Here is a 25,930-nt window from a genome sequence, read left to right as displayed (position 1 = left end):
TAAAAAAGGCTGATTTCACAAAGAAATAATTCCCCAATATTATTATACAATACCACACTGTTACAAAGATATTGGGAATATGTGAAACTTGTGTAACAGTGATAGAGAACTGGAAGGAAAGAAAAAAGAAGCTATCTATCTTTAGCTTCTTTTGTGTATTTTCTAATAAAGAAAGCATCTTCCATGGTAGGTGGTGCTTCTATAAATCCATGTACAGGCTTTATGGTACTTGCACACCTGACTGTCAGTTTATCTTTAACACGGCCTGCATAAACGATAAGGTGCTGGGTTGAGAAGTGCTCGTATAAGCTATCCTGAAGTTCACCGGTCCAAACTTTTAGGGGGAGCTGATGCTTCCACATTAGTTTGCTACCTGAATAGACGACTTTTCCTTGATACATCCATATAACTTTGTTACAAACTGGTTCCCACTCATTCAATTCATGTGTGGCAACAAGAATGACGCAATGTGGAGCAAGTTTTGCTACATAGTTTAATAAGCTTTTCCTCTCATGAATATCTAGGAAGTTAAGAGGCTCATCCAAAAAAATGTATTCAGGTTTTCCTAGAAATGCCTGTGCCAACGCTAAACGCTGTTGCATCCCTTGGGAAAGTTTTTTGACTTTCTTTTTTTTAACATCCTCCAAATGAAATACTTTTAGCAATTCGTCAATTTGGCGCATGGAAAAGTCTTTTCTGAGACCTTTAAGCTGTGCCATATACATCAATAATTTCAGTGGAGTGAAATCCGGATACAGTTCTACTCCTGTCGGCACAAAACCAATTCTACTTCTGACTAAAGCAAGTGCTGAGTCCATCGTGTCATCATGGTAATGAATTGTACCCCGGGGCGCCCGTGTAGCGGTTGCCAGGAGATGCAAAAGAGTGGACTTTCCAGACCCATTATTTCCTACTAAAATGGTGATTCCTGTTTGTAGTGTCAAATCATCTATCTCTAAGGTAAAGTGTTTATATTTCCAATATATATTGTCTAACTTTATCATGTAATATCGCCTCAATTAACGAAACATCGTTTGCAGTTTCAGGCTTTTTTTATAAGCCAAGAACAAAAGTAATAGGCCAAGAGTGACAAAGAAGCTTTGTATGCCTGCTACTTGGCTATGTGAAAACTCAATGTATGCATAACCTTGTGCCTGATAAAGAGTGCCTGCAACCATAAGAGTTATCCATGCTGCTATCCCAAAGGCTAGACCGAACTTTACTCCTTTTCGCATCATCACATAGGCAATCATTCCATAGATTAGCATGGCAGGTGCAATCCAATCTAACAAAAAGGGGAGCAGTTGAAAATGTTGCACCTTAAAGCTAAGGTAAAAAGATCCTAAGATACCTAAAATAATATTCATGGCTAAGATGATGACCATCCGAGTTAGCAATAACAAGGCAGGTGGAAAAGGTGTAATACTCTCAATTGTCCGCATTTGTTTATTCCATGTTTGGTACGTATAAAACACACCGACCAACATTGATAATGGAATTGCAAACTGATAAAATTGTGTTGCTTCTGTAACATAAACATTGGATGAAAATAACGTCAGCATGACAAAAATGAGAGTACTCATCATCCAGAAGTGCCATTGATAAAAGGATATTTGTGCTTTTAACTGAGAAAGAAAGCTCGGCGGTTGTATAGCCTCTTGTCTAAACTCTTCTACGGGTGAAATTCCAATTTCATTGAATGTGGGTTGCAGGGCTGCCAGCAATGCTTTTGTATCTTGACTGGATGGCGACTTGACGACATATGAAGAAAGCATTTCTTTCATTTCATCCTCTAGTTGATACAGCTCTTGGTCCTGGTTGTGTTGTTCCTTCATTTTTCTTCGCCTCCTTTTCCGCTTCTTTTGATAATACCCCTTTAAGTTTCTTTAAAGCATGAAACAAATTGGATTTAACCGTTCCGAGAGGTAGATCCAGAATGTCTGCGATTTCTTTCAATTTCATGTCTTGATAAAATCTTAATGTCACAATTTGCTGTTGTGACTCTGACAAACTTTTCAAGGAAGTTAACATCTCTTTTCTCGTTTCTTGGCGCTCATAAATTTCCACAACAGATGCCTGTTGGTCCACTGTAACCGGAAGTTCCTCTTTTGCCGTATCTTCTGAACGATATTGAGCACTACGCCAATAATCCTTGCAGATGTTAGAAGCCACTCGGTATAACCAGGCCTTAGGATATGTCGGTATTTTTTTGGTTTTTAGCTGCTTCAGAAGGCGGATGAATGTTTCTTGGACAACATCCTCTGCTTTTTTAGAATCCTTCAACAGCCTTTCTGTATATTGATGTATCGGTACATGGTACCTGTGAACAAATGCTTCAAATGCCGCCTGGTCACCCTCAGCCATCTGTTCAAGAAGCTTTTCATCGCTTATCACCGCATTCCCCCGCTTTCAAACGTACGATTCCAATAGGTCATCCATTCTTCATAGGTGAAGGAATCTTTATTATTGGTCTTTATATCTTGATAAATTTCTTTGAGTAATTTTTTTATCTCTTCTTTATTTCCTTTCTCCCATTCCTTTGCCACCATCAATACGACTTGTTCATTATATTGAAGTTTGTATGAGTCAATTAGTTCATCAAACTTTTCTAGGGTAGTCATATCTGCGGAAGAGGTCATCCAGTTAATATGAGAGACAGTGGAAAGATAATAGAATTCTGTGCCGTTAAATTGCTCAAAATCATTCCATTTGAAGTCATAATTATCTTTATAAAAAACAAGCAGATATGTTTCTATGAGCCCCTTTAACACAGAGTCTGCAGGGACTTCGTAATAGTAATGGTTTAGAGATTTGTGCTTGAACAGCAAAAACGTCACTAATCTTGATTTCAAATCTGTCATCGTATTATTTATTACTTTCCCATCTTCGACCTGTACATATGTCTGGATGCTATCATCAAAGAAAAGGGCTTCATCAAAAAGGTTGGTGTTATAATATTCCGCACCGACAAAATCAAGGGATGGAATGTATATTAACTTCATGTCTTGTTGGAATGATTCACCAAGCCACCTCTGGAAATACTTTTCAACATCATTCATGTCTGCAAGCTTTTGCTGTAATAATTGGTTGTTTTCCTTATGAGCAATGATAGATATAGGGAGATCTTCGGTATTTTCAATAAGTCCTTTATTTGAGAAGAGTGTGATACCTTTCGCATTTTCACTAGTAAATACCTGCACCCCATCTGTTGTTGCTTTGCTAGAATGACCAGTACTAAAAACATGAGAGTCAAAGTCAATCAATTCTACTTCAAAGTCGGAAGCGGGAAGCTCTTGGTTCAGTTCAAGATAGCGATTATACTGGATTGTATGGATATAATTTTCTGTATCCATATTAAATAAAGTATAAATTGGATAATTCCCTGGGAGAGGGTACCAACCTATATAGGAAGGGAGGTACATATCCTCTTTTTTCAAGAAAGCAAAATTTCTTTCTTTTCCGTATACATGTCCCCATTCATTAAGACTTCCACTATATTCTACTTCCAACCGGTTTATTTCCTGTTGTCCTATGTCCTGAACTGTGATGAGGTGATGTTTCTTTATATAATCAGCTTTCACCCCGTTCCAAGATACGGTGTCCACTTCAAAAGAGGGATACAGACTAAAATTTAGAGAAGAGTATGACTCCGTGCTCGGAATAGTCATCTCTGCTCGCACATGAAACCTATCGTTTCCAACCCGTTCCATTGTTAAAGTGTAGCTATCAATGTCGTAAAATTCCCCTACTGTGTCAACTAGATTTCCACTCTCCAGGTCAAACTGGTCAACAGCTCCTGCTTTCAATTGATTATAATGTCCTATACGCTCTGTCCATAAAGACCCGTAAGGAAAAAATGAAGCAATGGTAAGGGCAGTTACGAGTCCAAAGAAAGTCCATTTCCTCTTTTCGAAAGAAGAAATTCGATTAGTAGATGACTTCATGATCGTAATTGCCAACAAAAATAGACTGAAAAACAAGACAAATAACTGCGAATACAAGGTTTCTTTCCTAGATAAACGGTAACCCCAATCATCAGAATGGGAAATATCCATGAAAAACTGATTAAGATGAAACGTCTTTAAAAAATATAATTGATAGCGTTGTATAATATAGCCTTCCATAAAGAATGTGCCAAACATCCAAGCGCAAAATACGATGATATAAACAATCCTGTTGTTTATTAGAACAGCCAATACCATCCCTAAAGAGATTGTGACAGCATAAGAAAGTTGACTTTGAATAGAGAATGCTACGCCATGCTCGAGTAAATAGGAGAGATCTTTGCCAAAGGAAGAACCTTGCCACAAAAAGATCAAGAAATATAATAAAGTAAACAAACCGCTGTAAATAAAAAGCGATAAAAATTTTGCTAGAATAATGGATAAAAAGGAATTCGGCAATGAATTCGTCCAATCTAATAACACTGTTTGTTTCTCTCTCCGAATAGAAAGCACACTTGCTAAAAATAGTACTCCAAGTGAAAGGGTATGCCCAATCGCAAGGAATTCATTATTTGCTTTATAAAAACCGGCCGCATATTGACCCATAATATTTGTAGTCGCTTCATTTCGATTAATCATCCATAACGACATACTTATTCCGTATACAAGAGGTGCTAACAGGAAGAACCAATTCTTTAGAAGAAAACGGCTCTCTAGTTGTAATTGTTTTAAGAATCTCATCAGGATGTTCCCCCTAACAAGGCGAGATAACCATCCTCTAAACTAGGCTCTTGCATCTTTGCTCCGTAAAACGGCTTTTCATCTGCCAGGACTCGTGCATACACAGAGCTGCCCCGATGTTCCGAACTTAGGACAGTATCTTCTGACATGTTTTCTAAGTATCCAGATGGCACAATCCCCTCCCACACTTTTCCACAAGCTAACTCTTTCAACTCTTCGACTGTAGCATCTAATAGAAGTTCCCCTTTTCTCATTACCGCTATCTCATAGCAACTGCTTTCAATATCTGTTACTACATGGGTAGAAAGGAGGATACTTTTGTTAAGACCTTCTTTAGACAGAAGATTACGAAAGCGCAGACGTTCTTCTGGATCTAATCCGACAGTGGGTTCATCTAAGATAACTAGTTTCGGATTCCCCATAAATGCTTGGGCGATGCCGACACGCTGCTTCATCCCATGGGAAAATGTTTTGACCTTTTCATTGGCTCTGGATGTTAGGTTTACCTCGTGTAACCAGTGTTCAATCTGTTCTCTGCGTTCTTTCTTGTTCGTAACACCTTTCATTACCCCTACATAATCTAATATCTCCATTGGTGACATTTGGGGGTAGACATGGAAGTGCTGCGGCAGGTAGCCAATCATTCTTCGAACCTTTTCTGGATGCGAAAGGATGGAAATCGAGTCGATGTGAATGTCTCCTGTACTTGGTTTCATTAAGGTGGCCATAATTCGCATCAGTGTTGATTTTCCCGCGCCGTTTGGACCTAATAGACCGAATATTCCTGTAGAGATTCGCAGGTTGATAGAGGATAGCACTTTTTGTTGTTTATATGTTTTTGATAGATTGCGAATTTCAATCATGGTGAATCCTTCTTTCTGTTTAACTGCATCAAAGATTTGTTTAACTTCTTGAGATTTACGTTTCAGGTGTTCGCTTATCCAAAGGACGATGCTTGAGCCTCCTCGGCTTCGCCTGTGGGGTCTCAACCTACCGTTACCCCCCGCAGGACAAGGAAGGCTTCGGCAGCAATTCATCGCACGAAGAAAATGCGGTAGCATTTTCGAGGAGTCTCACACCTTGCACTCCAATCTCAAGGAGAACTCCATTCATTATTAAATCCTTCACTAATTATAACGAAATAGATGGGAAAAGGTTTAAAGTATTAGAGGGAATTTGGAGAAGGGGAGATTTACCAGTAACATTCTGCAATATTTCTGAAATTTCTTTGTAAAAAGTCATTGACGACGTTTTCATTATATTTTATAATTACTTTCGAAAGCGCTTTCGGTTCGAGAGAGGGAAAACAATGACAACTATTTATGATATTGCGAAAAAGACGGGCTTCTCCATTACAACTGTCTCAAAAGTATTAAACAATTATACAGATGTAAGTGAGAAAACCAAAAAAAAGATACTACAAGCTGTAGATGAAATGGGTTATTACCCCAATTCCCATGCACGCTCGTTGATGACCAAGAAATCTTGGACAATCGGAGTGGTGTTTATGGAAAACTTAGGTGTTGGTATTAAACATCCCTTTTTCAATGCCGTTATTGAAAGTTTCAAACAAAGAGCAGAGCAGTTTGGCTATGACATGCTTTTTGTTTCAAGAAACATCATCAATGAGAAAAAAAGCTATCTTGACCACTTCCGGCATAGAGGGGTGGACGGAGTAGTGGTAGTTTGTTCCGTATCTGATGATCCAGAAGTAAAAAAACTGATGGAGTCACCATTACCTACCGTTATCATTGATATGCATAGCTCCAAATCAAGTGTAGTTTATAGTGATAATAGTTATGGAAGTGTGTTGGCTGTAGACTATCTTTACTCGCTAGGGCACAGAAAGATTGCACACATTTACGGACATCAGGAAACGTATGCGGGAACCGAGAGGTTAAAGGGTTTTATAAAAGCAGTTAAAAAACATGACTTAAATATTCCGAAATCTTACATTGTAAATGGTGGATTTTTCTCCTTGGAAAGTGGAGAACAGGCGATGAAAGAATTATTATCACTTGATGATCCTCCCACAGCAGTCTATGCTGCAGGAGATAACATGGCAATTGGTGCAATGAAAGCAATACGAGAAAATGGATTATCCGTACCTGCTGACATATCAGTTATCGGTTATGATGATATTGAAATTGCTAAACATATCGCACCGCCATTAACCACGGTCAAACAGAATATGAATCAACTTGGTTCCACAGCTGCCGATCTGTTATTAGACCAGATCAATGACAAAACAAAGCTCAACAAAGCCGTTACCATTCCAGTTGAACTTATTATCAGGGAATCGTGTAAGGCAATTAAAATTGATGAGTGAAGAGGGGACTAACAAGTTCTCTTTTTATCCATAAAACGAAAGCGCTTTAGTTAAAAATAAGCATTTTCGAAAGCGCTTTAGTATTTTTATAACAAAACAGGGGGGTATTTTTGTGAAAAAGAAGCTTTTAATTCTTATTACTGCAGTAATGACGCTAAGCTTATTGTCAGCTTGCAGTAACTCGTCTTCTTCTAAGAAGGCAGATTTAACTGTATGGTCCTTCACAGATGAGTTGCAAGAACCAATCAATGTATTTAAAGAAGAAAACGGAGTAACGGTTGATCTGACAATTATTCCAATTGAAGATTATCCAACTCGTTTACGTCCAGTTTTAGAGAGTGGCCAGGGAGCTCCTGACGTATTTACAGGGGAACTTGCATTCATTAAAGACTGGGTTGAGCAAGATTATTGGGAAGACCTTTCCCAAGAGCCTTACAACGTTCAAGAATGGGCAGATGATTACATCCCTTATGTATTCGATCTAGGGAAAGATTCTGAAGGGAAAATCAAAGCGGTATCTTGGCAAACAACACCAGGCGGTATCTTCTATAGAAGAAGTATTGCTAAAGAAGTATTAGGTACAGATGATCCTGCTGAGATCGGTGAAAGAATGAGTACGATGGACGGTCTATTTGAAGTCGGAGAAGAATTGAAATCCGCTGGATACCGTCTATTCCCTGATGAAGGAGCTGTTCGTTGGTTTGCACAAGGTCAAGATCCTCAACCTTGGGTAAATGAGAATAATGAGCTTGTTCTTACAGAAGGTAGAATTAACTATTTTGACTATGCAAAAGAACTTAGAGACAAAGACTTAACAGCATTTGCTCCAGAATGGTCTCCTGCATGGTTTGCAGCAATGGATGAGCCAATCAACTACAATGCAGGTTGGGAAGAAGTAAAAGAAGACAGTTCTGATCAAACAGAAGTGTTTGCATATGCACTACCAACTTGGGGTCTTCATAGTGTTTTGAAAACAAATACAGAAGAAACAGTTGGAGACTGGGCAGTAACAAATGGTCCGAACCCATACTTCTGGGGTGGAACTTGGTTAGGAATTTACAAAGGTTCTGAAAATAAAGACTTAGCGTGGAAATTTGTTCAAATGATGACTCATGATGAAGAGTTCTTGACTGATTGGGCAACTGAAACAGGAGATGTGCTTTCCTACTTACCAGTTACAGAAAAAATCAAGGATGAATTCCAAGAGCCATTCTTAGGTGGACAAAATAACTATACGTTCTTCCTAGAAGAAGCGCAAAAAATCAACCCAGGTACTGTAACAAAATATGACCAGCAGATTGACGGGTTCTTTGGATCTATGGTTGGGGAGTATGTGGAAGGAACGAAAACGAAAGAAGAAGCAATTGAAGAGTTCTATCGTTTAGTGAAAAACGCATACCCGGATATTAAGACACCTGAATAATGCAACAAGGGATGTGGTGGGAGCTAAAATAGCTCCCATCACATCATTTACAGAAGGCTCTGTTAAACCATCGCTGTGGATTTACGCACTTGGCTTCGCTTATCCAGAGGGCGTGTGCTTGAGCCTCCTCACAACGCTTCAGGGGTCTCAACCTACCGCTGTCTCCCGCAGGAGTCTTCGCCATGTGCTCCAATCCACAGCTAGGTTATTTATTTAATACATCATTTATTTTATTAACAGGGTTATAAGAGAGAAGGCGATTAATTTGAAGAAAAAAGATCATTATGGCTATCTGTTCATCCTACCATTTTTCATCGTCTTTGGAATATTTAGCATCTATCCAATACTACTAACCTTCTATTATAGTTTTACAAACTACTCCGGTATGGGAGTGCCAGAAGTTATTGGATTGGCTAACTATACAAGACTACTTACTGACAGCTACTTTTTACAAGCATTCTTTAACACTTGGTACATTTGGGGAGTTAACTTCTTTTTCCAAATGCTGATAGCATTGGGGCTTGCGATTTTGTTCTCTGATATCCGCTTGAAGATGAGAGGGCTTGGTTTCTTCCGTGCTGTACTTTATCTTCCAAACTTGATTACTATCGCATCGGTAGCTTTGTTGTTTGGTATTTTATTAGGCTGGCATCATGGAACATTGAATCATTTATTAATGGATTTAGGAATTATCTCTCAGCCAATCAACTGGCTTAATGATCCTACTACAGCAAAATGGTCTGTTGCTCTAATCGGGGCATGGATGTGGTTTGGTCATACATTTATCGTATTAATGGCAGGTATTTCAGGTATTTCAAAGGATTACTATGAAGCGGCACTTATTGACGGAGCAAACCGTTGGAAAACATTGTTCCACATTACATTGCCATTGTTGAAACCAATTATGTTATATATCATGATCACTTCTCTAATTGGCGGCTTGCAGATTTTCGAATTGCCGATGTTATTAACAGACGGTATGGGTGCACCGCAAGGATCCTTAAACACAATGGTTTTATATATGTACAACCAGGCATTTAAATTTAACAACTATGGATACGCCGCAGCGGTCGCATACGGATTATTCTTGATTACGTTAATCTTCTCGTTTGCAACATTTAAAGCTATGTACCGCAAAAGCATGGATTAGGAGTGAGTTAGTGTGAATAAAAGTACTTTTGTAAAGAGCATCCTCTACGGGCTTTTAATATTGCTTGCGATTATTAGCTTTATCCCATTTTATATGATGATTATCAACGCTACGAGATCCAATTCAGAAATTTTGCAAAAAGGGTTCACTCTTTTACCAGGTAGCGCAATCATGGAAAACTATGAAAGATTGATAAGTTTCGTCAATATTTGGCAAGGATTCGGTAACAGTGTATTTATTGCAATTTGTGTGACTGTATTAAGCTCATACTTTTCCGCACTGACGGCATATGGGTTTGCAATTTATAATTTTAAAGGTAAAAATTTTCTATTCGTTTCTGTATTAATTTTGATGATGGTCCCGGGCCAATTAGGTCTAATTGGATTCTATGACTTAAATAAGACATTAGGTACATTGGACAGTTATATCCCATTAATCATTCCGGCTATAGCAAGTCCATTCGTTGTTTTCTTCCTACGACAATTTCTTGTCTCCACCCTGCATCCAACATTATTGGAAGCTGCCAGAATGGATGGAGCAAGTGAAATAAGAATTTTCCATACGATAGGCTTACCTATCATGATGCCGGCAGTAGCTACAATGGGTATCTTCACCTTTATTGGATCTTGGAATAACTACATTGTTCCACTAGTAGTTCTTTTCAGTCCGGAAAAGTACACGTTACCTGTCATGATGGGCTTCTTGAGAGGATCAAAGGTAGCAGAAAATCTAGGTTCTATGTATTTAGGTATCGCGATATCTGTTGTACCAATCATGATTACCTTCTTGTTCCTATCCAAATACATCATTAGCAGTATTTCCGCAGGTGGAGTAAAAGAATAAATAAAAAGCAACTAGATTAATAGAAGAGGTGAACGGCATGTTAAATTTTTCAAAGGATTTTATTTTTGGAACAGCAACATCCTCCTATCAAATAGAAGGAGCACATGATGAAGGAGGTCGTACTCCATCCATCTGGGATACTTTTTCAAGAACACCAGGTAAGGTGTGGAATGGAGACACAGGAGATGTTGCTTGTGACCACTACCACCGTTATGAAGAAGACATCAATATCATTAAAAGCCTTGGTGTAGATTCCTATCGTCTATCTATCGCTTGGCCAAGAATATTCCCACAACAAGGTGTCTATAACCAAGAAGGTATGGACTTTTATAAAAAGTTAATTAACGGCTTATTGGATGCAGGTATTAAGCCAATGGTTACGTTATACCACTGGGACCTTCCGATGTGGGCGCATGAGCAAGGTGGATGGATAAACCGCGAGTCAGTTTCATGGTTCCTAGAATTTGCAGAGAAGTGCTATGAAGAGTTAGATGACCTAGTTTACTCTTGGATTACGCACAATGAACCATGGTGTGCTAGTTTCTTGAGCTACCACCTTGGCCATCATGCTCCTGGACATACAAACCTTGAAGAAGGAGTAAAAGCAGCACACCATATCCTACTTTCACATGGTGAAGCGGTTAAATTGTTAAAAGGTAAATTCGGATCTTCTACACCGATTGGAATTACACTTAACCTGGCACCTTCTTATGCTCCAACAGATTCCATCAATGACCAGATTGCAAGAAACAATTCAGATGGCTATGCTAACCGTTGGTTCCTTGATCCAATTTTCAAAGGATCTTATCCAATGGATATGATTAACCTGTTTTCCAAGTTGATTCATAACTTTGATTTCATTCAAGAAGGAGATTTGGAATCGATTTCAACTCCATGTGATTTCTTCGGAATCAATTATTACGCAAGATCATTGGTTGAGTTTGATGCTAGTTCACCAATGCTAAATAAAGGTGCATATTCGGATTACCCGAAAACTGGAATGGGCTGGGATATCTCTCCAAAGGAGTTCAAGGAATTGATTAGAGGACTTCGAGAGAACTATACAGACCTACCAATCTACATCACTGAAAATGGTGCGGCTTATGACGATGTAGTGGTAGATGGTTGTGTACATGACCATGAGCGTAAAGACTATGTTGAGAAGCATATTACAGCTGTTGCTGAGTTGAATGAAGAAGGAATGAACATCGCAGGATATTTCCTATGGTCTTTATTTGATAACTTTGAATGGGCGTTTGGCTATGATAAGCGATTCGGCATGGTATATGTGGACTTTGAAACGCAGGAAAGAATTTTGAAAGATAGTGCTAAGAGATATCAGGAGATTATTAGTTCAAGAAGTATATAACCACTCAGGATTGAGTGGTTTTTTTTGAAAGAGAATTGGTTTTGGCACGAACTCGGGGGATTTTGGCATCAACTCGTGTGGTTTTGGCACGAAATCGGGCTGATTTGGCATCAACTTCCCCCATTTTGGCACGAACTTAATAAATGGAGGTCATTTTATGAAAAATGTAACAGTCATTCAAACGAAGCAAGATGGAGAAAGACCTTGGGACGAAATAAGTGAGGTTGCTTGGAAGCAGAAAGAAGACAATAACGGCACCTCGGTAAAGCTTTTTCCTGAAAAACAACATCAAGAGTGGTTAGGTTTCGGCGGAGCTTTTACGGAAGCGGCTGCTTTTAATTGGTCACAGCTGTCAGAAGCCAACAAAGATGCGATTATTAACGCCTATTTTAATAAAGAAACAGGACTAGGATATAACCTTGGTCGGACTGCAATCCACAGCAGTGATTTTGCGCTAGGGAACTATACATACGTGGAAGATGGAGATGTGAGCCTTGAGTCCTTTAACATTGAGCGCGAACAAAAGTACGTTCTTCCATTTATAAAAGCAGCAGAGTCCGAAGCGGCTGAAACGTTGACTATTCTAGCATCGCCTTGGAGTCCGCCTGCATGGATGAAAACAAATGGTGAAATGAATCATGGTGGCAAGTTAATAGAAAAGTACAGAGAAGCATGGGCCAATTATTATGTGAAATATATCAAGGCAATGGAAGCGGAAGGGGTGCCGATTTGGGGAATTTCCGTGCAAAACGAACCGGAAGCGACACAGGTATGGGATTCTTGTATATATACAGCAGAGGAAGAACGAGATTTTGTGAAAAACTTCTTAGGTCCAATTATGGAAAAGAACGGTCTTGGCGATAAAAAAATCATCATCTGGGACCATAATCGAGATGTAATTGTCGAGAGAGCTACAACTGTATTATCCGATCCTGAAGCGGCTAAATATGTATGGGGAACAGGCAACCACTGGTATGTATCAGAAGAGTTTGAGAATCTATCAAAAGTACATGAGGCATTCCCAGATAAGCATTTATTATTCACAGAAGGTTGTATTGAAGGTGGAGTGAAGCTTGGTGCATGGCATACAGGAGAACGCTATGCTAGAAACATCATCGGGGACATGAACAACTGGCTAGAAGGATTTATCGACTGGAACCTTTTGCTTGATATGCAAGGCGGGCCAAATCATGTAGGAAATTACTGCGATGCGCCAATCATTGCGGACACAGAAAAAGATGAAGTCCATTTCAACAGTTCTTACTATTATATTGGTCATTTTAGTAAGTTCATCAAGCCTGGTGCAATGAGAATTGCTCATGAAACAGAGCTTTCAGACATTTCACTTGTGGCATTCAGAAATGAAGATGAAAGCATTGCAGTCGTTCTTTTAAATGAAACAGAAGCGGCTAAAGAGACTTCTATTGAGCTTGAAGGGAATGTAATGGAACTGGCCATTCCTGCAAGATCTATTACAACTGTTGTATTCAACTAATTATTTTAAGGGGGTGATGGGCTAACTTTAAGGAAGGAAAACACAAAAGGGTGAAGGAGGAAAAAATGTGTTAAAAAAAGGATTCACGGTCATGTTAGCAGCATGCTTACTGACAACGGGGTACTCTCACGTCTATTCCAATGATGCTGTAGGGAAAGGAGAGAACAGTCAAACGATGACAGATGGAGAAAAAGATTGGCAGCTGGTATGGGAAGATAATTTTGATGGGGCTGAATTGGATCAAACCAAATGGTCCTATGATACAGGAAATGGCTTTGTTCAGCCAGACGGTAGCTATGTTCGTGGCTGGGGTAATGAGGAGCTTCAGTATTATCAAGAAGATAATGTATCAGTCAAGGGTGGAAATCTCGTTCTAACTGGAAAAAGGGAAGCTGCTTCGGATGAGCATGGAACATACGACTATACTTCCGGCAAAATCCATACAAAGGGGAAGTTCAACCAGAAGTATGGAAAGTTTGAAGCGAAGATCAAACTACCAGCCGGACAAGGCTATTGGCCTGCTTTCTGGATGATGCCAGAAGAAGACAAGTACGGAGGCTGGGCGGCATCTGGTGAAATTGACATCATGGAGGCAGCTGGTGGAGACGTGCACACAGTAGGTGGCGCCATCCATTATGGTAGCCAGTGGCCTAATAATACGTATACCGCAAAAGATTACCATTTTGGAGAAGGTGCGGACATCACAAGATACAATGTCTATTCTGTAGAATGGGAACCTGGAGAAATTAGATGGTATGTTAATGGTAAGCTTTTTCAAACGCTTAATAACTGGACAAGCTTTAACACTGAAAATGGCACAAAATACGCCTACCCCGCACCTTTTGATCAGGAGTTTTATCTAATTCTTAACCTGGCAATCGGAGGCTGGTATGGTGGAGGTCCAGATGATTCCACCGAATTCCCAGGACAGATGGAAGTGGATTATGTAAAGGTATATGAATTGGACGAAGATCAATATCGTGAGCCTGTCGAGCCCGTTTTTGAAAAAGAAGAGCTACCGGAAGGATCCAAGGAACCTGTGAATGGTAATTATATCTATGACACTACTTTCAACAATGGGTTTACAGAAATCAAGGATGGAACGGAAACGTTCAGTGAGGATGAATGGAACTTTGTTCATTTAAATCAGTTTGGTGGAAATGGAAGCGCTTCAGTGGAAGATGGATTTGCAAAGATTGATATAGGTCAAGCCGGTTCACAACCGCATTCCATTCAGTTGATTCAGCATGTACCTGCAGGAGTAGGGAGAACATACAAAATTAGCTTTGATGCGAAAGCTGCTTCTAACAGGAATATGAATCTTAAAGTTAGCGGCGGAGAAGCGCGTGGATGGTCACTCTATTCACCAAATTATGAGGTAGCCTTAACTCCTGAACTAAAAAGCTATGAATACACGTATCTGATGCAAGCAGAGTCAGATGCAAAAGCACGTCTGGAATTCAATATGGGCTTAAATACGAATTCTGTTTGGATTGGAAATGTGAAAGTCGAAGAAATAGAAGCCATCGATCCATACAACGAAGACGCAGCGAAGCCACCGCTACGTAATGGCAACCATATTTATAATGGGACCTTTGACCAGGGTCGAATGGATCGAATGACATATTGGAATCTTATCTTAAATGGAGCAGATGCACAAGCATATGTTGAAGAAGATACAAGAGCATTAAAGGTGGATGTAAAAGAAGACGGAGCACCTGATTCTGTTCAACTCGTTCAAAAAGGTATTTCCATCAAGAGCAACAATGAGTACACACTTTCCTTTGATGCAAGTGCCTTAGAAGGAAGAGATATCCAGGTTGCTGTTGTAAGTAATGATGGCAGTATAAATTATTCTGGCTGGGAGACGATTTCCCTTTCTACAACGGGAGAGAACAGAACGTTTAGCTTCCAACCTCAAAATGCAGATGACTCAGAAGCAAAACTAGTGTTTCTATTAGGTGGAAATGCAGGGTCCATAACATTAGATAATGTATCTATGTTTGCGAAGAAACTGCGTGCAGAAGTTTTGTCCTTTGAAGAGATTTTCCCGTTAAAAAATGGGAAGTTCAACTTCGGTCTTGAGCATTGGAATAACCATGTCCAAGGAATTTATGATGGACCTTCTGACGCTAGCTTTGAAGTGGTAGATGGAAAAGCAGTAACAACCGTTAAAAATGTAGGATGGAACCCATGGGATGTCATCTTCATGCAAGAAGGCCTGCAGATGAAGGGCGAAAACACGTATCTGGTTTCCTTTGAAGCTTCTTCCACTTTAGAGCGTAATATGGAAGTTGTGTTAGAGGACAGTTCGTATAACCGTTCTTTGTCAGAGCTGATTTCACTTAATCCAGAGCCAACTACTTACACTTATGAAGTAACACTTAACGAGGATAAGCAACTTGGTCTTAAATATTTGCTAGGAAACGTAACAGGTAACGAAATTACAGATGAAGAGCACCATGTAGTCATCGATAATGTAAAAGTAGAAGTAGCAGGAGAAAGAGAGAAGCTATTCCCACTTAAAAATGGCGATCTTACTAATAGCATAGAAAACTGGCATCTGCATGTGCAAGGAGAGCATGATGACAATTCATCTAAAGCGAACGTGATAGCGAAGGACGAACATGCTACTGTTACTGTAGAAAACCTAGGTACTAACCCTTGGGATATCATGTTCTTCCAAGAGAATCTTGAGCTTTCAGGTGGCAGAACATATGAACTTCAAGTGGAAACAAGATCAAATCATCCTAGAAATATGGAAGTGGTAGTAGACAATGGAGCTCCATCCTATCACAGATTTTTTGAGGATATAGTGATGATTGGTCCAAAACCGCAAAACCATCAATTCGAGTGGAACCAACCAGAAGATGCGCAACTTGGTCTTAAGTTCTTGCTAGGTAACATGGAAGGTGTTTCTAAGAAAAAACATCACGTCGATTTTCGTGATGTTAAACTAGAAGCACAAGGCGCGAGAGCCTTCCTAGAACAACTTGAAGGAACAGATGACGTAACGGAATAATCCATAACAACAAAAAGGATTACAGGCGACCCTGTAATCCTTTTTGTCATCCCCATCTTAAGGAGATGGTCAAGTGGCAGCAATCTTTTCCTTGAATTTCAGACGTCATATTCAAATTAATGCCATCTGGGTTAAAGTCCACTTTGACACCAGAATGCACTCCTGTTGACAGTAATAGTTGAGAAACTTTTTCTTTGTTACCTTCCTGTGCAGCTGCCATCACGTCCGATGCGAACTCTTTGGAATCAGACAGCTTCTTTAAAATGATGCTGGCCTCTTTCATCAATTGCTGCATGGATTCTGCCGATTCAGTAAAAACAGTCGGATCCACTTCGGGGTAGACCCGCATATATGGTCTTGGCATTGTATGTGTGTAAACAGGAAAATAAACATTTCTTGGATAATAAACAGGGCGGTGGAAAGGGGTTTGATAAAAATACATGACGAACCCTCCATTTTTCATCGGTACAGTACTATATGTAATGTAAAAAGGAATGGAGAGTTGTCACCCTTCTATTTAGTCTTTATTCCTTAATTGGCTTAATACAATCTTTTCCCATACTCTCCATGGCAATAGACGCTTGGCAAGTAGAGAGACCCTTACACCCTTTCCGACGGTATAACGGAGTGTGGGAGTTTTTTTCATGTCGGCTATCTTCAACACCAGGTTAGCAACTTCAACAGGGTCCCCATACTTTTCTCGATCTTTTTGAAGTCTGTTATTCATCCCCGTAAACAATTCAAGGTATGGGGAATTGGAGTTTCCAGCTTTGGATGACATATGGGTGCCGGAAGACCAAATATTCGTTTGGAACGAGCCTGGTTCCACAAGGACCACGTCTATACCGAACTGTTTCACCTCCAGTCTGAGACTCTCACTGTACCCTTCTAAAGCATATTTAGAGGAAACATAAGGGGAAAGGCCGGGGAAGCCAATTAAGCCGCTGATGGAGCTAATATTGATAATTCTGCCGTTGCCTTCCTTGCGCATCTTCGGTAGCACATGATTTGTTACTCTCATTACTCCTAAAAGGTTGGTTTCCAACTGGAACTGATACTCCTCCATACTCAACTCTTCAGCAAAACCAGCTACAGCAAAACCAGCATTATTGATTAGCACATCCACACGGTCTAGACCCTGAACAATGATACCGAAATTATTAACGGATTCTTCATCTGTTACATCCAATAAAGCAAAAGTCAGATTGCCCGCATCCTTTGGAGTCAATCCCTCCAATAAGGTGGATTTTTTCGCTTCATCCCTGATCGTTGCAACTACATGATATCCCACTTCTAGAAAAGCTTTTGTAAATGTTTTTCCGAAGCCTCCGGAAGCACCTGTAATGATGACTGTCTTGTTTTTCAAGGAAATAGCCTCCCTAGCATTAATTGGTAAAGAGTTTGATAGTTTATTAATAAAATATAAAAGGAATAAATACTATACAGTGACAATGGATGTTTGGCGTTTGGAAGCATAACAAACTTTGCTTCAAGCAGAAAGAAGGGGTCACATGGATTTGACCATTATCTTAGAAATAATAAAGGAATATGGATATATAGGATTGTTTATATGGCTTTGGTTAGGTATGTTCGGAATCCCGGTGCCTAATGAAGTTTTTGTGAGCTCAGTGGGGATTGTCGCACAAAAGGGACTCCTTGAGACATCGCCTGCATTAATCACAATTTATCTAGGAGTGATTGCAAGTTTAACCACCTGTTACTTTCTAGGACGGTTCTTAGGGAAAGGCGTGTATTCAAAGCTTAAGAAACACGATAAAATGGAAGCTTCCTTTGAAAAGGGGGAAGAACTTTTGAATAAATATCATGCCTATGCATTATGTATTTCCTATTTCCTGCCCGGAGTGAGAAATGTCGTTCCCTTTTTGGCTGGATTTATGAAACTGCCATACTATCAGTTTGCCATAGCAGCCTATACATCTGCAATTGTATGGGTGACGACATTCTTCTTCATGGGTAGGCTTGTGTGGAATTATGCACAGCTTTTCGTGGTGTATAGATTGGAGTTGCTGATTGCCTCATCTGTTTTTATCCTGCTGTACTTTGCTTATGACAGGTACAAAAAGCAAAACGACCCCAGCTTCATTTTCCAAAAGTATCGTTAACGTATATGTTAAGCCGTCCTCTCATAGACTAAGAATAAAAGGTTAAGAGGATGGTGGTCATGTTGCAACGAACGATGCTTGTTCAAGGAACCGCAAAAAAAGAAGTCCAACCGGATATTGCGTACCTTCAATTAGGAGTGGTCACCACCAGTCCTGATGTACAACGAGCACAGGAAGAAAATAGATTGATAGCTAATCGAATGATTCAAGCCCTTATAGCAGCCGGCATTCCTCAAGAAGACATTGAAACATCCTCTTACACTTCCTTTCCGCGTTATAAAACAGATCCATCAGGTAATTCTGTCCTATCTGGCTATGAAGTCCGCCACATTCTCCGTATAGCAGTCAGAGATATTACAAAAGCTGGCACCATTGTGGATGTGGCATTTGAAAATGGTGCAAATATTTCCGAGAGTGTATCCTTTGAAGTTTCCAATTATAACGAAATCTATCGTCATGTCTTGCAGCTGGCAGTTGTGGATGGGGCGAAAAAGGCACATGCAATGGCTGTAACTCTACAAGTTTGCCTTTCTCCCATACCAATGAAGGTGGAGGAGGTTACACAACAGGTATTTGCAGGGCCACGTTATGCATCTTTAGCGGTTCAAGAAAAAGCTAGCACTCCTATTGAACCAAAGGAAATCACCATTAGTGCGTCCGTCAATTTAGAATATATTTACTAAAAAAAACAGACCGATTCGTGTTCCAATTTGGAAGATGGCGGTCTGTTTTTAACTCCTTTAGCGGAAAATGCAACATAATTCCTCTGATAATAAGTTGTCTACTTCCTTTTGGTTCAATGAGTAATAACTCCACGTACCCCTTGTTTCTTTGACAATGATTTCCGCATCCAACAAAATCTTCAGATGGTAGGAAAGTTTAGATTGGGGCATCCCAATCAGCGGGACCATATCGCATACACACATGGCTCCTTGTTGACATAGGATGTTCATAATGTGCAGTCGTTTTTTATCTGCAACGGCTTTGTACTTTGCTTCATATTTTTCAAACATTTTTTCCAAGGACACATCTTGTAGAGGGATTTCTTTTTTCAACTAATTTCACCTCTAGTACTCTCTAATTTTAAATTTATTATATGCGATAGATAGCTAGGACTCAACATAACTGCAGTCAAGATTTCATTAAAGGAGGGAAGATTCATGCTGGACTGGTCGGCACTTATTCCTATTTGTGTATTATTCTTTGTGTATTTTCTTTTTGCAGTAGTATTATTAAGAGATAAGCGGTAACAAAAGGAGGAAACAGGAGTGGAACTAGAAAACACACTAATAGACTTACTAGGAATAGAAATTGTAGAACTGTCGGAAGAAAGAGCGGTGGCAACCATGCCGGTAGACAGCCGCACGCACCAACCATTCGGATTGCTGCATGGTGGAGCGTCAGTTGCCCTAGCTGAGACGATTGCAAGCATCGGGACTTTTAATCTGATCGACAAGGAAACAGAAATCTGTGTAGGGCTGGAGATAAACGCCAACCACCTGAAAGGGAAAAAGGATGGGGTGGTTACGGCAATTGGTACTCCGTTGCATAGAGGTAAATCTACGATGGTGTGGGATATTAAAATTGTAGACGAAAATGATACGCTAATTTGCATTTCGCGTTGTACGATGGCGATTTTGAAGAAAAGGTAATGAAGAATAAGAGAAGAGGAGTGGGGGAGGTTAATCAAACCTCCATTCCCCTCCTAGCCATATGTTTCAGCCCCTCACGCCTGCTAAGAGGTGCCAGGTTTGTACACTTTATAAACATCAATACCTCATCCGGAGCAGTTTTGGAATATTCCCTTAACGCCCAGCCGATAGCCTTCTGAATAAAAAACTCCTTAGCACCTTTGGTGGCCTCTATATAAGTAAACAACTTCTGAGCATCTGTCTTTTCCTTATACTTCAATTGAAAAAGAATGGCTGATCTTTGAAGCCAGAAATTATCCGACACAATCCACCTATCTGGATATTCAATAATACTTGCCTTCTCCCTCAGCAAAATTGCCCCGACATGATGTGGTGCAATATGATCCACTGTGTCCCACCAGGAATTTGTACTTATCAATTCTTCCAAAAAGGGGAGCCACTCTGCGTCCAGTTTTTTAATATGAACATCTATCATCGCGAGGGCCGCATAATGAAATTCTCTTTCAGGCTGAGTATATAAAAAAGTTACAAGCGGCTGAATCCAATCTCGTTCTGGCTTTCCATATTCCACAAAAAATCTTTTTAATAACTCTTTACGCTCAGGCGACTTTATTCCTAAGAACGAGAAGTGATTGCGCATATAATTTTCCATGGGCTCTCTATTCCGTTTATTCCCATTTATTCGAAAGAAATCGATTAACTCACTTTGATACCTATCCAAAGGAATGCTCACCATAAAAAACCTCCCGATATCCTGTCCTTTTACTAGTAGAATACAGGAAATTGGGAGGCGGTGAAACCAAGCATTTTAAGATTCTGCTGTTTTCTTTGCACTTTCTGGATGAAGAATGCTATAGAGTAACATCACTCCTGAGCATAAAAAGATAAAACTAGTGATATAAAACACAGTAGTGATACCGTAAAAGCCAGCAATCATTCCGCCCATTACTGGTCCAATAACATTCCCTAAGAATCGGAAACTGACATTGTAGCCAAGAACTTCTCCCTGCATGGATAACGGAGCTACATTACGGATGTAGGCGGTCATACATGGAATCAAGCCACCTACCACCATACCAAATAAGAAACGGAACAGGACAAGCTGCCATAGCGATGTCGCAAGGGCTTGAGGAATAAAGAGTATCGAACTTGCAAGCATAAGAATGACAATGACTTTATCATGGCCAATATTATCCCCAAGTTTTCCCCAGTTCCGTGACGCTAACAAATTACCAAAGCCTGTGGCAGAGAATGCGAACCCTGCAAGCAAGGCGATATTTGTTGCGATGCCACCTGTTAATTCATTCACATAAAGTGCAAGCAAGGGCTGAATGCTAAAATTGGCCGCTTGGATGAACATGGATAAGAACATAATCTTAAGCAATAGCGGTTTTTGTATGATATATTGAAGTACTTCTTTCCGTGAATATTTCTTTTCTTTTTGATTTGCAGAACTTTTTTTCTTCTCTTTAATGCCAAATGCCACTAGAATCACAGCTAAATAAATTAGGGCTGATGTAAGGAAAAACGTGTAGGCAAAGCCAAAGGAATCCGCAAGCATCCCACCAATCAATGGACCGAGGAGTCCGCCGGAAACCGTACCTGTCTGTAAGGTTCCGAGTGTTTTTCCTGCAATCTCTTTTGGTGCTTGAGAGGAGATTAAAGCCATTGAAGTCGGGATGAATCCGGTTGCCAATCCCATGAACATCCGGAGAATGAACAGTCCATGAACAGAATCCACTACACTCATCAACAGGATGCTGGTTGCAATCCCTGTTCCTGTTAACAACAAGATCGGCTTAAAACCGTACTTATCCCCAATTCTCCCCCAAATTGGTGAAACGAAAAACGCTGTGAGAAAGGTAATGCCAAAAATAAATCCCGACCAACGCTGTACATAGGAATCGGAGTAATTCCCAAACGTCTCAATGAATAAGGATAAGAAAGGGAGAATCATAGTAGCACTAGCAGCAACGAAAAAGTTCGCAATCCACATGATGAACAAGTTTCGTCCTGATATGGAGATGATCGTCACCTTCTCTTCATAAATTTCGGATTTTAAATATTTCGTATAACTAAATAATAACGCATTCTCCAGGAAAATCAACAAAACAAGCTTTATTTTTGGAAAAATGAGTGAATTTCGTGCTAAAAACGTTATTCACCGTGATATAATATAGTAATAAAATTCTGAAAATTAAAGAGGGAGGGGAACCATGAAGTCAACACCGATACACTTGTTTATTGATTTTGAATTTTCAATGCCTGAAAATAGAAATTATCCCAAAAATTTTTTCCCCGAAATCATTGAAGCTGGAATTGTTGTAGTGGAAAAAGATAAAATAATGGACCAATATTCAAACTATATTCGTCCAACCGCATTTCCCACTTTGACTAACCGTTGTAAGTCATTCTTAAATATCAGTCAAAGGGATGTCCTTGAGGGGGCAAGTTTTGAAGAGTTGATAGACGTTTTGAATTCCTATAACGTGCAAGAGAGGGGAACAGTTGTAACGTGGGGGAATATGGATATGAAGGTGCTAAGAAACAACTGTGATTATCACGGAGTACCTTTTCCATTGACGTGCAAGCATGTTGATCTTTCGATGGAATACAAGAAATTCTTTGGTGACCAAAATCAAACAGGGTTATGGAAAGCTGTGCAAGAATACGGAAAGGAAGGAACAGGTAAGCACCATCGCGCACTGGATGATGCGCTTACGACGTTTAATATCTTTCGACTCGTTGAAAAGGACAAAAGTTATCTTGCCAAACCAGAACCTACTACAATCGGAGACCGAATTGACCTTTCCAAGATAATAAACAAATATGCCTTATAAAAAGCCAAATCCCATAGTCAGGAGATTTGGCTTTTAGTTTGCTATCATCAAAGCTTATAATCCTTTTTTAAAATAGAAAAGTTTTCTATGCTTCTTTTTGCCCAAAGGCTTTCGTCATTCTCGAGTGCTTGCGTTGCTGAGTGTAGTGCAATTCTCAATGATTCTTTGTAATCAAGAATCTCCCCATCATAGGGCTTCACCATGTTTTTAGGTATGTTGGTCTGTTCATGAAAGGCCAAAGCCCGACGCTCATGAAAGAGCGGAACGTCCGTTTCTTTAGGTGCGTGCAAATCCCCTTGCTGTGGATGCTTCAAAACTGCTTTTACTTTAACTAAATAATGCATAGGGCGAATAGCTGTTACTTCCCCAATATATTTTCCAGTTTTATAAATCCCGGTTACGATGCTACCAACCTCTATTTTCTCCATCATAAGTCCCCTTTCGCATTCAGATAGTGATTTTTTTTGTTATATTTAGTAATATCTTGTTAAGTAAATAAAATATGGGGTGTGACACGTGAAAAAATTGATGATTATGATGCTTGCGCTACTTCTTATTGTAACAGGTTGTGGGACAAGTACAAACGAAGAAAATGCAACTAGCAATAATGCAACAAACGAACAACAGACTGAAGAAAATGCAGGCCAAGACACAGGAGATGAAGGAGCCGGCGAGGAAGTGGAAGTTGGTGAGTTTCAACAGTTTACGAACACTAGTGAGACAATCCGTACTGTAGAAATAGAAACAACAAAAGGGAAAATGGTTGTAAACCTTTATCCAGATGCAGCACCAAAAGCAGTAGAGAACTTTGTTACACATGCAGAAAATGGCTACTATGATGGATTGATCTTTCACCGTGTAATAGAAGATTTCATGATTCAAGGTGGAGATCCAGAAGGTACAGGTAGAGGTGGAGAAAGTATCTATGGACAACCGTTTGAAGACGAGTTCAGTCGTGAGATGCTACACTTCAGAGGTGCTCTTTCTATGGCGAATTCTGGAGCGAATACTAACGGAAGTCAATTCTTCATTGTTCATGCTAAAGAGGTAGATGAAGCCACAATGGAATCAATGATCAAAGCTGGATATCCTGAAGAAGTAATAGAATTGTATGAGGAGAATGGCGGGACACCTGGACTAGATTTTAGACATACCGTATTTGGACAAGTGGTGGAAGGTATGGAAGTGCTTGATGCCATTGCAACAGTGGAGACTGGAGAAGCAGACAAGCCAGTAGAAGATGTCGTGATAGAAAAGATGACCGTAGTAAAATAAGGAAGTGTGTGCCTAGATTGGTTCCTTGCAGAAACTTTTGATATAATGAATAAGTTCATAACCTTTGAAAGGTCGTGTGGTAACGATGCTTAATTTTTTTATGTTACAACTATTCTTATATTTTCCAGAAGATAAATCTGAGTACATTCCTGCAGGGATTACCTTTGCCGTTTTCTTTATAGCTGCCATTTTTGTTTTTCGATATATTATCAAAGTTTCCAAAAGTGAAAGCCAGAAGGCGAAGGCATTAGAGGAACAGTTGCGAAGAGAAAAAGTTATAAAAGATTGAAATGCATAAAGGTTCATTCACCCATGTCGGTGAGTGAGCCTTTTTTTGTTAAAGAAAAACATATTCCCCCTCCTTTTCGGGGAAACTCTTTTAAAACGATTTATTGGAGGTTAATTAGTTTATGCGAGCTAAAATAGTTATCCTGCCTTTTCTATTATGCTTAATCCTTACAGGTTGTATGGAGAGCAAGATAACGGCACTTGATGTAGAGATTTTTAATGCTACTGGCGACTCTCTTGGAGTAGCAAAAATTTCGGAAGATCCAAATGGTGTGAAGATTGAATTGAATCTAGAGGGGCTTCCTCCCGGAGAGCATGCTGTACATATTCATGAGAAAGGCTTATGTGATGCGCCGGATTTCAAAACAGCAGGCAATCACTTCAATCCTGACGATAAACAGCATGGACTTATGCATCCTGAAGGAGCGCATGTAGGGGACTTGCCAAACATCATTGTGGAAGATGACGGAACGGTCATTGCAGAACTGATGGCACCACAAGCAACATTAGAAGAGGGAAAAACCTCTTTATTTGGAAAAGATGGAACAGCCATTATCATTACCGAAAACATTGATGACGGCATGACCCAGCCGGCAGGAGACTCCGGTGAGAGAATAGCATGCGGTGTCATCACAAAAGAAGTCGCAGAAAAAAATGAAGCTGTGGAAGAACCGGTAGACGAAGCCGAGAAAGAATAATAACAAAATAAGACACACTCAATGGGGTGTGTTTTTTTGTTGTTTAGGAATGTATAAAAGAATCAAATTGTAGAATAGTCTTCATGCAATTCTTCATCGTCGTGATGAAAACCTGAGTGACAAGGGAAAAGGAGTAGAGAAGTCTTCATCGTCGTGATGAAGACCTGAGTGTCAAGGAAAAAGGAGTAGAGAAGTCTTCATGGCGAGTATGAAGACCTTGGCGACAAGGAAAAAGGAGTAGAGGAGTCTTCATGGCGAGTATGAAGACCTTGGTGACAAGGAAAAAGGAGTAGAGGAGTCTTCATGGCCGTTATGAAGAGCTCGAAGACGAGATAAGGGAAGTAGGGAAGTCCTCATGATCAGTATAAAGACCTTGGTGACAAGGAAAAGGAGTAGAGGAGTCTTCATAGCGATTATGAAGACCTTGGTGACTAGGAAAAAGGAGTAGACAAGTCTTCATGGCCAGTATGAAGACCTTGGTGACAAGGAAAAAGGAGTAGAGAAGTCCTCATAGCCGTTATGAAGACCTCGAAGACGAGATAAGGGAAGTAGGGAAGTCCTCATGGCGAGTATGAAGACCTTGGTGACAAGGAAAAAGGAGTAGAGGAGTCTTCATAGCCGTTATGAAGACCTCGAAGACGAGATAAGGGAAGTAGGGAAGTCCTCATGGCGAGTATGAAGACCTTGGTGACAAGGAAAAAGGAGTAGAGGAGTCTTCATAGCCGTTATGAAGACCTC

At 39.9% G+C, this 25,930-nt stretch carries 25 protein-coding genes; 14 read left to right on the top strand and 11 right to left on the bottom strand.

The window, feature by feature from the left end:
- Positions 1-131: 131 nt before the first annotated feature.
- Genes HC179_RS16315 through HC179_RS16295 form a run of 5 tightly spaced genes read right to left on the bottom strand, consistent with a single transcriptional unit; the run spans position 132 to position 5,548 of the window.
- Entirely contained in the window at positions 132-1,004 is an 873-nt protein-coding gene (locus HC179_RS16315; protein ID WP_168865277.1) for an ABC transporter ATP-binding protein, read from the bottom strand.
- A 15-nt stretch (positions 1,005-1,019) separates the two neighbouring features.
- Positions 1,020-1,835, bottom strand: a complete 816-nt coding sequence (locus HC179_RS16310; RefSeq protein ID WP_168865276.1) for a hypothetical protein — start codon at positions 1,833-1,835, stop codon at positions 1,020-1,022.
- Positions 1,786-2,394 (bottom strand): sigma-70 family RNA polymerase sigma factor, encoded by a 609-nt coding sequence (locus HC179_RS16305; protein ID WP_168865275.1) that lies wholly within the window; start codon positions 2,392-2,394, stop codon positions 1,786-1,788. The genes HC179_RS16310 and HC179_RS16305 overlap by 50 nt, the downstream gene beginning before the upstream one ends.
- Complete coding sequence (locus HC179_RS16300; protein ID WP_168865274.1) at positions 2,391-4,685, bottom strand: ABC transporter permease; 2,295 nt, start codon at positions 4,683-4,685, stop codon at positions 2,391-2,393. The genes HC179_RS16305 and HC179_RS16300 overlap by 4 nt, the downstream gene beginning before the upstream one ends.
- Positions 4,685-5,548: an ABC transporter ATP-binding protein gene (locus HC179_RS16295; protein ID WP_168865273.1), complete on the bottom strand. Its 864-nt coding sequence runs from the start codon at positions 5,546-5,548 to the stop codon at positions 4,685-4,687. The genes HC179_RS16300 and HC179_RS16295 overlap by 1 nt, the downstream gene beginning before the upstream one ends.
- A gap of 446 nt (positions 5,549-5,994) precedes the next feature.
- On the opposite strand from HC179_RS16295, the gene HC179_RS16290 reads away from it, so the two are divergent.
- The 7 genes from HC179_RS16290 (at position 5,995) to HC179_RS16260 (ending at position 16,316) form a co-directional block, all read left to right on the top strand.
- Positions 5,995-7,014 carry a LacI family DNA-binding transcriptional regulator gene (locus HC179_RS16290; RefSeq protein ID WP_168865272.1) on the top strand — a complete coding sequence of 340 codons (1,020 nt, stop codon included), beginning with the start codon at positions 5,995-5,997 and terminating at the stop codon, positions 7,012-7,014.
- Positions 7,015-7,126: 112 nt separating this feature from the next.
- Positions 7,127-8,437 (top strand): extracellular solute-binding protein, encoded by a 1,311-nt coding sequence (locus HC179_RS16285; RefSeq protein ID WP_168865271.1) that lies wholly within the window; start codon positions 7,127-7,129, stop codon positions 8,435-8,437.
- Positions 8,438-8,702: 265 nt separating this feature from the next.
- A complete protein-coding gene (locus HC179_RS16280; protein WP_148979094.1) occupies positions 8,703-9,587 on the top strand; it encodes a carbohydrate ABC transporter permease in 885 nt (294 codons plus the stop codon).
- 12 nt (positions 9,588-9,599) lie between these two features.
- Positions 9,600-10,430 (top strand): ABC transporter permease subunit, encoded by an 831-nt coding sequence (locus HC179_RS16275; RefSeq protein ID WP_168865270.1) that lies wholly within the window; start codon positions 9,600-9,602, stop codon positions 10,428-10,430.
- Positions 10,431-10,467: 37 nt separating this feature from the next.
- Positions 10,468-11,799, top strand: coding sequence for a GH1 family beta-glucosidase (locus HC179_RS16270; RefSeq protein WP_168865269.1), 1,332 nt, complete (start codon positions 10,468-10,470; stop codon positions 11,797-11,799).
- 157 nt (positions 11,800-11,956) lie between these two features.
- Positions 11,957-13,294 (top strand): glycoside hydrolase family 30 protein, encoded by a 1,338-nt coding sequence (locus HC179_RS16265; protein WP_168865268.1) that lies wholly within the window; start codon positions 11,957-11,959, stop codon positions 13,292-13,294.
- A gap of 67 nt (positions 13,295-13,361) precedes the next feature.
- Positions 13,362-16,316, top strand: coding sequence for a carbohydrate binding domain-containing protein (locus HC179_RS16260; RefSeq protein ID WP_168865267.1), 2,955 nt, complete (start codon positions 13,362-13,364; stop codon positions 16,314-16,316).
- Between the two features lie 46 nt (positions 16,317-16,362).
- Here the strand turns inward: HC179_RS16260 and HC179_RS16255 are convergent, their stop codons facing one another.
- Complete coding sequence (locus HC179_RS16255; protein ID WP_168865266.1) at positions 16,363-16,758, bottom strand: YuzC family spore coat inner layer protein; 396 nt, start codon at positions 16,756-16,758, stop codon at positions 16,363-16,365.
- A gap of 75 nt (positions 16,759-16,833) precedes the next feature.
- Positions 16,834-17,682, bottom strand: coding sequence for an SDR family oxidoreductase (locus HC179_RS16250; protein ID WP_168865265.1), 849 nt, complete (start codon positions 17,680-17,682; stop codon positions 16,834-16,836).
- A gap of 145 nt (positions 17,683-17,827) precedes the next feature.
- Here HC179_RS16250 and HC179_RS16245 point away from each other — a divergent pair, with 145 nt between their 5' ends.
- Positions 17,828-18,439, top strand: coding sequence for a DedA family protein (locus HC179_RS16245; protein WP_168865264.1), 612 nt, complete (start codon positions 17,828-17,830; stop codon positions 18,437-18,439).
- 59 nt (positions 18,440-18,498) lie between these two features.
- Positions 18,499-19,122, top strand: a complete 624-nt coding sequence (locus HC179_RS16240; RefSeq protein ID WP_168865263.1) for an SIMPL domain-containing protein — start codon at positions 18,499-18,501, stop codon at positions 19,120-19,122.
- A 57-nt stretch (positions 19,123-19,179) separates the two neighbouring features.
- Here HC179_RS16240 and HC179_RS16235 read toward each other — a convergent pair whose 3' ends face one another.
- Positions 19,180-19,452: an ArsR/SmtB family transcription factor gene (locus HC179_RS16235; protein ID WP_339149880.1), complete on the bottom strand. Its 273-nt coding sequence runs from the start codon at positions 19,450-19,452 to the stop codon at positions 19,180-19,182.
- Between the two features lie 255 nt (positions 19,453-19,707).
- On the opposite strand from HC179_RS16235, the gene HC179_RS16230 reads away from it, so the two are divergent.
- Positions 19,708-20,091, top strand: coding sequence for a hotdog fold thioesterase (locus tag HC179_RS16230; protein WP_168865262.1), 384 nt, complete (start codon positions 19,708-19,710; stop codon positions 20,089-20,091).
- Positions 20,092-20,125: 34 nt separating this feature from the next.
- Here HC179_RS16230 and HC179_RS16225 read toward each other — a convergent pair whose 3' ends face one another.
- Positions 20,126-20,827, bottom strand: a complete 702-nt coding sequence (locus tag HC179_RS16225) for a DNA alkylation repair protein (RefSeq protein ID WP_168865261.1) — start codon at positions 20,825-20,827, stop codon at positions 20,126-20,128.
- 72 nt (positions 20,828-20,899) lie between these two features.
- Entirely contained in the window at positions 20,900-22,087 is a 1,188-nt protein-coding gene (locus tag HC179_RS16220) for an MFS transporter (RefSeq protein WP_240948558.1), read from the bottom strand.
- 220 nt (positions 22,088-22,307) lie between these two features.
- On the opposite strand from HC179_RS16220, the gene kapD reads away from it, so the two are divergent.
- Positions 22,308-22,931, top strand: coding sequence for a 3'-5' exonuclease KapD (gene kapD, locus HC179_RS16215; protein WP_168865260.1), 624 nt, complete (start codon positions 22,308-22,310; stop codon positions 22,929-22,931).
- Between the two features lie 47 nt (positions 22,932-22,978).
- On the opposite strand, the gene kapB is transcribed toward kapD, so the two are convergent.
- Complete coding sequence (kapB, locus tag HC179_RS16210) at positions 22,979-23,359, bottom strand: kinase-associated lipoprotein KapB (protein ID WP_168865340.1); 381 nt, start codon at positions 23,357-23,359, stop codon at positions 22,979-22,981.
- Between the two features lie 88 nt (positions 23,360-23,447).
- Between kapB and HC179_RS16205 the strand changes: the two genes are divergently transcribed.
- The 3 genes from HC179_RS16205 (at position 23,448) to HC179_RS16195 (ending at position 25,192) form a co-directional block, all read left to right on the top strand.
- Positions 23,448-24,206 carry a peptidylprolyl isomerase gene (locus HC179_RS16205; RefSeq protein WP_168865259.1) on the top strand — a complete coding sequence of 253 codons (759 nt, stop codon included), beginning with the start codon at positions 23,448-23,450 and terminating at the stop codon, positions 24,204-24,206.
- A gap of 85 nt (positions 24,207-24,291) precedes the next feature.
- Complete coding sequence (locus tag HC179_RS16200; protein ID WP_168865258.1) at positions 24,292-24,495, top strand: hypothetical protein; 204 nt, start codon at positions 24,292-24,294, stop codon at positions 24,493-24,495.
- Between the two features lie 121 nt (positions 24,496-24,616).
- Positions 24,617-25,192 carry a superoxide dismutase family protein gene (locus HC179_RS16195; protein WP_168865257.1) on the top strand — a complete coding sequence of 192 codons (576 nt, stop codon included), beginning with the start codon at positions 24,617-24,619 and terminating at the stop codon, positions 25,190-25,192.
- Positions 25,193-25,930 lie beyond the last annotated feature (738 nt).

Source organism: Bacillus sp. RO1 (assembly GCF_012524115.1).
Taxonomy (GTDB): Bacteria; Bacillota; Bacilli; order Bacillales; family Bacillaceae_I; genus Sutcliffiella_A.
This window is presented reverse-complemented; position numbering and strand designations above follow the sequence as displayed.

Coding starts and splice junctions, on each gene's coding strand:
- HC179_RS16295 (WP_168865273.1), bottom strand. CDS start 5,548: ATGATTGAAATTCGCAATCTATCAAAAACATATAAACAACAAAAAGTG.
- kapD (WP_168865260.1), top strand. CDS start 22,308: ATGAAGTCAACACCGATACACTTGTTTATTGATTTTGAATTTTCAATG.
- HC179_RS16255 (WP_168865266.1), bottom strand. CDS start 16,758: ATGTATTTTTATCAAACCCCTTTCCACCGCCCTGTTTATTATCCAAGA.
- HC179_RS16195 (WP_168865257.1), top strand. CDS start 24,617: ATGCGAGCTAAAATAGTTATCCTGCCTTTTCTATTATGCTTAATCCTT.
- HC179_RS16300 (WP_168865274.1), bottom strand. CDS start 4,685: ATGAGATTCTTAAAACAATTACAACTAGAGAGCCGTTTTCTTCTAAAG.
- HC179_RS16225 (WP_168865261.1), bottom strand. CDS start 20,827: ATGGTGAGCATTCCTTTGGATAGGTATCAAAGTGAGTTAATCGATTTC.
- kapB (WP_168865340.1), bottom strand. CDS start 23,359: ATGGAGAAAATAGAGGTTGGTAGCATCGTAACCGGGATTTATAAAACT.
- HC179_RS16270 (WP_168865269.1), top strand. CDS start 10,468: ATGTTAAATTTTTCAAAGGATTTTATTTTTGGAACAGCAACATCCTCC.
- HC179_RS16235 (WP_339149880.1), bottom strand. CDS start 19,452: ATGTTTGAAAAATATGAAGCAAAGTACAAAGCCGTTGCAGATAAAAAA.
- HC179_RS16240 (WP_168865263.1), top strand. CDS start 18,499: ATGTTGCAACGAACGATGCTTGTTCAAGGAACCGCAAAAAAAGAAGTC.
- HC179_RS16290 (WP_168865272.1), top strand. CDS start 5,995: ATGACAACTATTTATGATATTGCGAAAAAGACGGGCTTCTCCATTACA.
- HC179_RS16265 (WP_168865268.1), top strand. CDS start 11,957: ATGAAAAATGTAACAGTCATTCAAACGAAGCAAGATGGAGAAAGACCT.
- HC179_RS16220 (WP_240948558.1), bottom strand. CDS start 22,087: ATGTGGATTGCGAACTTTTTCGTTGCTGCTAGTGCTACTATGATTCTC.
- HC179_RS16200 (WP_168865258.1), top strand. CDS start 24,292: ATGCTTAATTTTTTTATGTTACAACTATTCTTATATTTTCCAGAAGAT.
- HC179_RS16245 (WP_168865264.1), top strand. CDS start 17,828: ATGGATTTGACCATTATCTTAGAAATAATAAAGGAATATGGATATATA.
- HC179_RS16310 (WP_168865276.1), bottom strand. CDS start 1,835: ATGAAGGAACAACACAACCAGGACCAAGAGCTGTATCAACTAGAGGAT.
- HC179_RS16315 (WP_168865277.1), bottom strand. CDS start 1,004: ATGATAAAGTTAGACAATATATATTGGAAATATAAACACTTTACCTTA.